Origin of the sequence: Sphingomonas sp. 8AM, assembly GCF_902506455.1 — a bacterium.
In the GTDB taxonomy this organism is placed as follows: Bacteria; Pseudomonadota; Alphaproteobacteria; order Sphingomonadales; family Sphingomonadaceae; genus Sphingomonas.
This window is the reverse complement of sequence record NZ_LR733844.1, coordinates 3,654,845-3,661,091: the sequence shown is the minus strand read 5'-3', so window position 1 is coordinate 3,661,091 and position 6,247 is coordinate 3,654,845. Positions and strand designations below refer to the sequence as shown.

Genomic DNA, 6,247 nt, shown 5'->3' with positions numbered 1-6,247 from the left:
CGCCCGCGCCGGCCGCGCAGGCCCCGGTCGATGTCGAGGCGGTGCTGACCGGCATCGCGCAGCAGAAGGGCAACCCCGATCTCAACTGGCGGACGTCGATCGTCGATCTGATGAAGCTGCTCGACCTCGATTCCAGCCTCGCCAACCGCAAGGAACTGGCGACCGAGCTCGGCTATACCGGCGAGAAGGACGGCTCGGCCGAGATGAACATCTGGCTCCACAAGGCGGTGATGCGCGAGCTGGAGAAGAGCGGCGGCACGGTGCCGGCGGCGCTCAAGGACTGACCGGGGCGTGAGCGGGCGGTGGCGGCGGCGGGCTGGCCGCCGCACCGCCTGACGGTCGTCCGGTACCACCGGGCGCGGGTCATTCGCCGGGCGCGGTGGTCTGGATCGCGAGTGCATGGATACGCTCGGCGAGCAGATCAGCGAGTGCCCGGTTGACCAGCCGCTGTCGCGCGACCCGCGACTGACCGGCGAAGGCCGCGCTCTCGACGATGACGCGGAAGTGGCTCTCGCCGGTCCCGTCGTCACCGAGATGGCCGCGATGCTGCGCGCTTTCGTTGATGACCTCCAGCCGGGTCGGGGCGAGTGCGGCGGTCAGCCGCTGGGTGATCTCGGCGGCAATCGAGCCGGTGGCGATGTGGTTCATGCGACCCCATATAGCGCCCTTTCAGCGTCAAGCGACGAGTGAGTGGTGAAGCCCCGAAACGATCGACCCCATACGCGTTTTCATGGCCGGGTGGCGGACTCGGACAGGCCCTGCGCGCATCCCGGCTGCGCTGAGGCCGGCGAGTTCCGCGCGCCGCCGCTGGAGGGTGCCGGCGCGCACGACGGCCCGCCGCGCTTCCGCTGGTTCTGCCTCGACCATATCCGCGCCTTCAACGCCGGCTACAATTACTTCGACGGCATGACTGCCGATGAAATCCACCAGGCGCAGCGCCCGTTGGCCGGTTGGGAAGCCGAGACGCGCGCCTTCTCGCGGACGAGGATGGGCGATCAGGGTCCACGTTGGGCGGACTTCGCCGACCCGCTCGAGGCGATTGGTGCGAAATACGCGCGTACCGCGCCGCGCCCGCCCGGCCGCGCGCTGACCGGCGAAGACCGCCGCAGCCTCGAAACGCTCGGATTGCCGCAGGATGCGGACCGCAGCGCGCTGCGCAAACGTTATTCCGAGCTGGTCCGCCGTTATCATCCCGACCGCAACGGCGGCGACCGCACGCACGAGGCGGCGCTCGGCAAGGTCATTGCCGCCTATCAGCAGCTCCGCCGTGCGCCGGCCTTCGCGTGAGCGTCAGATCACGTCGAGTACCAGCCCCAGCTCGCGGGCCTCGGCCGCTTCGATGTACCAGTTGTTCGGCGCACGTTCCTTGATTTCGTCGAGCGTCACCTTGCTGCCGCGCACCAGATCGGCGAAGCCTTCTTCCTGGATACGGATCGAATCCTCGATTTCGTTCAGCTTGGCCTTGAGCACCGGCGCCAGCGTGTTGAGCGGTCCGGAAAGCTGGATGGTCGAGTTCATCAGCCGCTCGTGGATCATGATCCGCGAGTTGCGCGTCAGAAACCTTTTGTCGACCGGGAAGGCAGACATGAAGGTCGCGCCCGCCGAATAGACCGCGACCTTGCCGAGGAACAGCGCCTCACGTCCGGTATATTCGCGCAGCAGCCGGATTGAGTCGCCCATCGCCCGCGCCATTTCGGGATCGCCGCCAAGCGTGGTGATCGAGACGACGATCGGCCCGTCGCCCGGCGCGGCGGCGAGCTGGTCTTTGAAATTGGCGTACATCATCTCGTCCACGGTGCCGTGAAGCTGGATGTGCGGGACCGCGAGCAGCGGATACGAATTTGCGTTGTTATCGGTCATGCCGCGCTCAAGCCGCGAGCGCGGCGCGAGTTCCGCCGCTGTCCTACATCGCGGCAATGCGGTATTCCGAGCGTGACATTCGGCACACGCTCTTTCTCCGCTACGACAAAAGCCGTAGTACATTCACCACAGCTGTCGCCGCGCATTTCAGCCGCGGCCCGCTTCGTGTCGCGCGCACTAGAAAACGTGGCCCCGGGATCAAGCCCGGGGCCAGGATCGGCGCTTAGTAAACGCGCTTCTTCGGCTTGATATACTCGATATCGTCGGTGAGCGTATAATCGTGCACCGGGCGATAATCGATGTGCGTCGCACCGCCCTTGCCGCCCCAGCCATCGAAGGTGGTGATGGTATGCTTCATCCAGTTCGCGTCATCGCGCTCGGGGAAGTCCTCGTGCATATGCGCACCACGACTTTCCTTGCGATTGTCGGCGCTCTTCATCGTCACGACCGCCTGGCCGATCAGATTGTCCAGCTCCATCGTCTCGACCAGATCGGTGTTCCAGATCAGCGAGCGATCCGCAACGCTGACATCGTTCATCCCCTGATAGATCGTCTCGATCTTGGTGACACCCTCGCCGAGCAATTCGCTGTCGCGGAACACCGCGCAATGGCGCTGCATGGTCCGCTGCATCTCGGCGCGCAGCTTGGCCGTCGGCGTGCCGCCCGTCGCATGGCGGAAATGGTCAAGCCGGCCGAGCGCCAGCTCTTCCGAGCCCTTGGGCAGCGGATTGTGCGGCGTGTTCGGCTTGAGCGTGTCCTTGAGCCGCAATCCGGTCGCGCGCCCGAAGACCACCAGATCGATCAGCGAGTTGGAGCCGAGCCGGTTCGCGCCGTGCACCGAAACGCACGCTGCCTCCCCGACCGCGAACAGCCCCGGCACCACCGAGTCCGGATCGCCGTCCTTCAGGCGCACGACCTCACCGTGATAGTTACAGGGGATGCCGCCCATATTGTAATGGACCGTCGGGGTCACCGGCAGCGGCTGGCGCGTCAGGTCGACGCCCGCGAAGATCTTCCCCGTCTCGGTGATCCCCGGCAGCCGCTCGTGCAGCACCTTGGGATCGATATGGTCGAGGTGGAGGAAGATATGGTCCTTGTCCTTGCCGACGCCGCGGCCCTCGCGCATCTCCATCGCCATCGAGCGCGCGACGACGTCACGGCTCGCCAGGTCCTTGGCGGACGGGGCATAGCGCTCCATGAAGCGCTCGCCCTCGGAGTTGGTGAGATACCCACCCTCGCCGCGCGCGCCCTCGGTGATGAGCACGCCCGCGCCGTAGATGCCGGTCGGGTGGAACTGCACGAACTCCATGTCCTGCAACGCCAGTCCGGCGCGCAACGCCATGCCATTGCCGTCGCCGGTGCACGTATGCGCCGAGGTCGCCGACTGGTAGACGCGCCCGCCGCCGCCGGTTGCCAGCACCACCGAATGCGCGCGGAAGCGGTGGATCGAGCCGTCTTCCATGCACAGCGCGATCACCCCGCGGCAGGCGCCGTTCTCCATGATGAGATCGAGCGCGAAATATTCGACGTAGAAGTCGGCGTCATACTTCAGGCTCTGCTGGTAGAGCGCGTGAAGCATGGCGTGGCCGGTCCGGTCGGCGGCGGCGCAGGTGCGCTGCACCGGCGGACCTTCGCCCATGTTCTGCATATGCCCGCCGAACGGCCGCTGGTAGATCGTGCCATTGTCGTTGCGGCTGAACGGCACGCCGGCGTGCTCCAGCTCGTAGACGGCGGCGGGCGCCTCGCGGACCATATATTCGATCGCGTCCTGGTCGCCGAGCCAGTCGGAACCCTTGACGGTGTCGAACATGTGCCACGACCAATGGTCGGGCGAGTTGTTGCCGAGCGAGGCGGCGATCCCGCCCTGCGCCGCAACGGTGTGCGAGCGGGTCGGGAAAACCTTGGTGATGCAGGCGGTCTTCAGGCCGCTCTCGGCGATACCCATCGTGGCGCGCAGCCCCGAGCCGCCCGCACCCACGACAACGGCGTCATAGGTGTGGTCGATGATCTTGTAAGCGTCGGCAGACATCAGGCGGTGGCTCCGAAAGCGACCTTGAGGATCGAGAAGATGGCGGTGCCGGCGGTGGCGAAGGTGAACACGGTCACCAGCACGGTCAGCACGAAACGGCTTTCCTTATGGGCATAGTCCTCGATCACGATCTGCAGACCGAGGCGGAAATGGTAGAAGACCGAGGCGATGAACAGCACCATCGGCACCGCCACCCACGCCGAATGGAGCCACAACCGGACCGTGCCATGATCGTAGGAAGGCAGCATCGCGATCGACGTCAGCAGCCAGACGAGGAGCAGGAAGTTGCTGCCCGCGGTCAGCTTGTGGTGCCACCAATGCTGCGCGCCATGCCCGGCGCTGCCCAGCCCGCGAACGCGGCCGATCTCGGTACCCATTACTTGATCCCCAGGAAAAGCCAGAACGCCACGGTCAGCACGACCGAAGCGACGAAGGTGAGCACGGCCAGCCGGCGGTTCACCTTCAGCTCGAACGCCGCGCCGGTATCGAGGACCAGATGGCGGATCCCACTCATCATATGCTGGAACACCGACCACGTCAGCGCGACGCCGACCACCCAGCCGAGGATGTTGAGCGCCCCGGTCGAGGTGGTGAAGACGTCGAGGAAAACGCCATACGCCGCCGGGCCTGCCGCGATCGCGGCCAGCCACCACACCAGCAGCAGCGTCCCGACGGTCGCCATGCCCGTCCCGGTCACCCGGTGGACGATCGACACCGTCATCGCCGGGCTCCAGCGATAATGGAATTGCATGGGACCGCTGAACAGATGCGGGCTGCGCGGGCGGGCGGGTTTCGAGGCCAAGCGCGTATTTCCTTGATGATGGGCGGGTGCTGGCGGGTTTGCGGCGGTCTATGCGTCCGCGGCTCGCGTGATGCAAGCGCAGCGGCCGGATCGACGCCGCCAAAACCGCTGTTGCTCCCTAACCGGCTGTTAACGGATCGCCGCTAGTCCGATGCCGGTCCTTCCCTATCGCACGGAGCAGGTGTTGCCCAACGAATTGCCACCGATCGGATCCGTCGCCGCCGCGCTGGACCTCAACGCACGTTTTGACGTGTTCGATCTGGACGGCGAGCTGACGCGCGCTGCACGCGAAGCCTGGGAAACGCTGCGCCCGCAGGCGCGCGCGATCGCCGATGCTTACTGGTCGCACTGGAAGCGCTGCTTCGGCACCACCGCCAACCACGTCTCCTACGAAGAGGCGCGGATGATCGACCTGGGCGTCGCCTTCCTCGAAAACCGCTTCCTGCGCACGCGTGAGCGTGCGTGGGTCGAGTCGATCGAACGGTCGGTCGCCTCGGCCTATGCGGCCAAGGTTTCCCCGATGGCGTTGCTGGCGATGATCAGTGCCAGTGATCGCGCCGCGCTGGGCGTGCTGATGGCGAGCGTGCCGCGCGAGGATCCGCGCCTGCCGCAGCTCATCGATACGCTGATGCGGCTGTCGGCGCTGGAGGGCGAGATCACCGTCGCGATCTACGCGGTCTATTCGACGCACAACGCGCAAGGCGCGCGCGACAAGCTCGCCGCCGACTTCCGTAACGAGATCGCGGCCACGGTCGAGGCGACCACACACGAGGGGCACAGCCTGCGCTCGCAGGCGTCGGTCGCGTCCTCGTCGGCGCGCGGGATGCTCGGCAAGACCAGCGAGGTCGCCGCCGCCGCCGAGCAATCCGCGGTCGCGATGCGCGATGCCGCCTCCACCGCCGCCGGGCTGATCCGCGCGATCGAGGATGCGCGCGCCGAGGTCGAAGTCGCCGCCGACATCGCCACCCGCGCGGCCTCGCAGGCCGGTGACGCGGTCACCGTCTCGGGCGCGCTCAGCGATCACGCCAAGTCGATCGAGTCGATCCTCGGCCTGATCCGCGACATCGCCGGTCAGACCAATCTGCTCGCGCTCAACGCCACGATCGAGGCCGCCCGCGCCGGCGATGCCGGTCGCGGGTTCGCGGTCGTTGCGCAGGAGGTGAAGAGCCTCGCCAACCAGACCGCCCGCGCCACCGACGACATCGCTGCCAAGATCGCCGCGATCCAGGCCGCGACGCGCGTCACCGTCGACACCTCGGCCTCGATCCGCAACACCGTGGCGGAGGTACAGGATTCGGCGACGCGGATCCGGTACGCGATGGAATCGCAGGCGCAGACCGTCACCGCGATCACCGCCGCGGTCGACGAAACCGCACTCGCCGCCGACTCGATGTCGCACACCATCGCCACGATCCGCGCCGACACCGAGGCGGTCGCCAGCGAGATCGATCAGCTCGGATCCGGGTTCGAGTCGCTTGCCAGCCGGCTGGGCGATCTCGACACGCGCGCCGGCAATTTCGCCACCCGCGTCGCCGCCTGACGTTCTAAGGGGGGGG

The 6,247-nt window shown here is 66.9% G+C and carries 8 protein-coding genes; 3 read left to right on the top strand and 5 right to left on the bottom strand.

What is annotated here, in order from left to right; genetic code table 11:
- A partial coding sequence (locus BACI71_RS17190) for a DUF3597 domain-containing protein (protein WP_159760672.1) occupies positions 1–284 on the top strand: 284 nt, incomplete at its 5' end.
- Positions 285–363: 79 nt separating this feature from the next.
- Here the strand turns inward: BACI71_RS17190 and BACI71_RS17185 are convergent.
- Positions 364–648, bottom strand: a complete 285-nt coding sequence (locus tag BACI71_RS17185; protein ID WP_159760670.1) for a BolA family protein — start codon at positions 646–648, stop codon at positions 364–366.
- Positions 649–738: 90 nt separating this feature from the next.
- On the opposite strand from BACI71_RS17185, the gene BACI71_RS17180 reads away from it, so the two are divergent.
- Positions 739–1,287 carry a J domain-containing protein gene (locus tag BACI71_RS17180; RefSeq protein WP_236553041.1) on the top strand — a complete coding sequence of 183 codons (549 nt, stop codon included), beginning with the start codon at positions 739–741 and terminating at the stop codon, positions 1,285–1,287.
- Positions 1,288–1,290: 3 nt separating this feature from the next.
- On the opposite strand, the gene BACI71_RS17175 is transcribed toward BACI71_RS17180, so the two are convergent.
- From BACI71_RS17175 to sdhC, 4 genes are all read right to left on the bottom strand, one after another.
- Entirely contained in the window at positions 1,291–1,860 is a 570-nt protein-coding gene (locus tag BACI71_RS17175) for a ClpP family protease (protein ID WP_159760666.1), read from the bottom strand.
- Positions 1,861–2,083: 223 nt separating this feature from the next.
- A complete protein-coding gene (gene sdhA / locus BACI71_RS17170) occupies positions 2,084–3,889 on the bottom strand; it encodes a succinate dehydrogenase flavoprotein subunit (protein WP_159760664.1) in 1,806 nt (601 codons plus the stop codon).
- Entirely contained in the window at positions 3,889–4,266 is a 378-nt protein-coding gene (gene sdhD, locus BACI71_RS17165; protein ID WP_159760662.1) for a succinate dehydrogenase, hydrophobic membrane anchor protein, read from the bottom strand. Before sdhD ends, sdhA begins: the two co-directional genes overlap by 1 nt.
- A complete protein-coding gene (sdhC, locus tag BACI71_RS17160) occupies positions 4,266–4,691 on the bottom strand; it encodes a succinate dehydrogenase, cytochrome b556 subunit (RefSeq protein WP_268894070.1) in 426 nt (141 codons plus the stop codon). The genes sdhD and sdhC overlap by 1 nt, the downstream gene beginning before the upstream one ends.
- Positions 4,692–4,842: 151 nt before the next feature.
- Between sdhC and BACI71_RS17155 the strand changes: the two genes are divergently transcribed.
- Positions 4,843–6,231 (top strand): methyl-accepting chemotaxis protein, encoded by a 1,389-nt coding sequence (locus BACI71_RS17155; RefSeq protein ID WP_201297405.1) that lies wholly within the window; start codon positions 4,843–4,845, stop codon positions 6,229–6,231.
- Positions 6,232–6,247 lie beyond the last annotated feature (16 nt).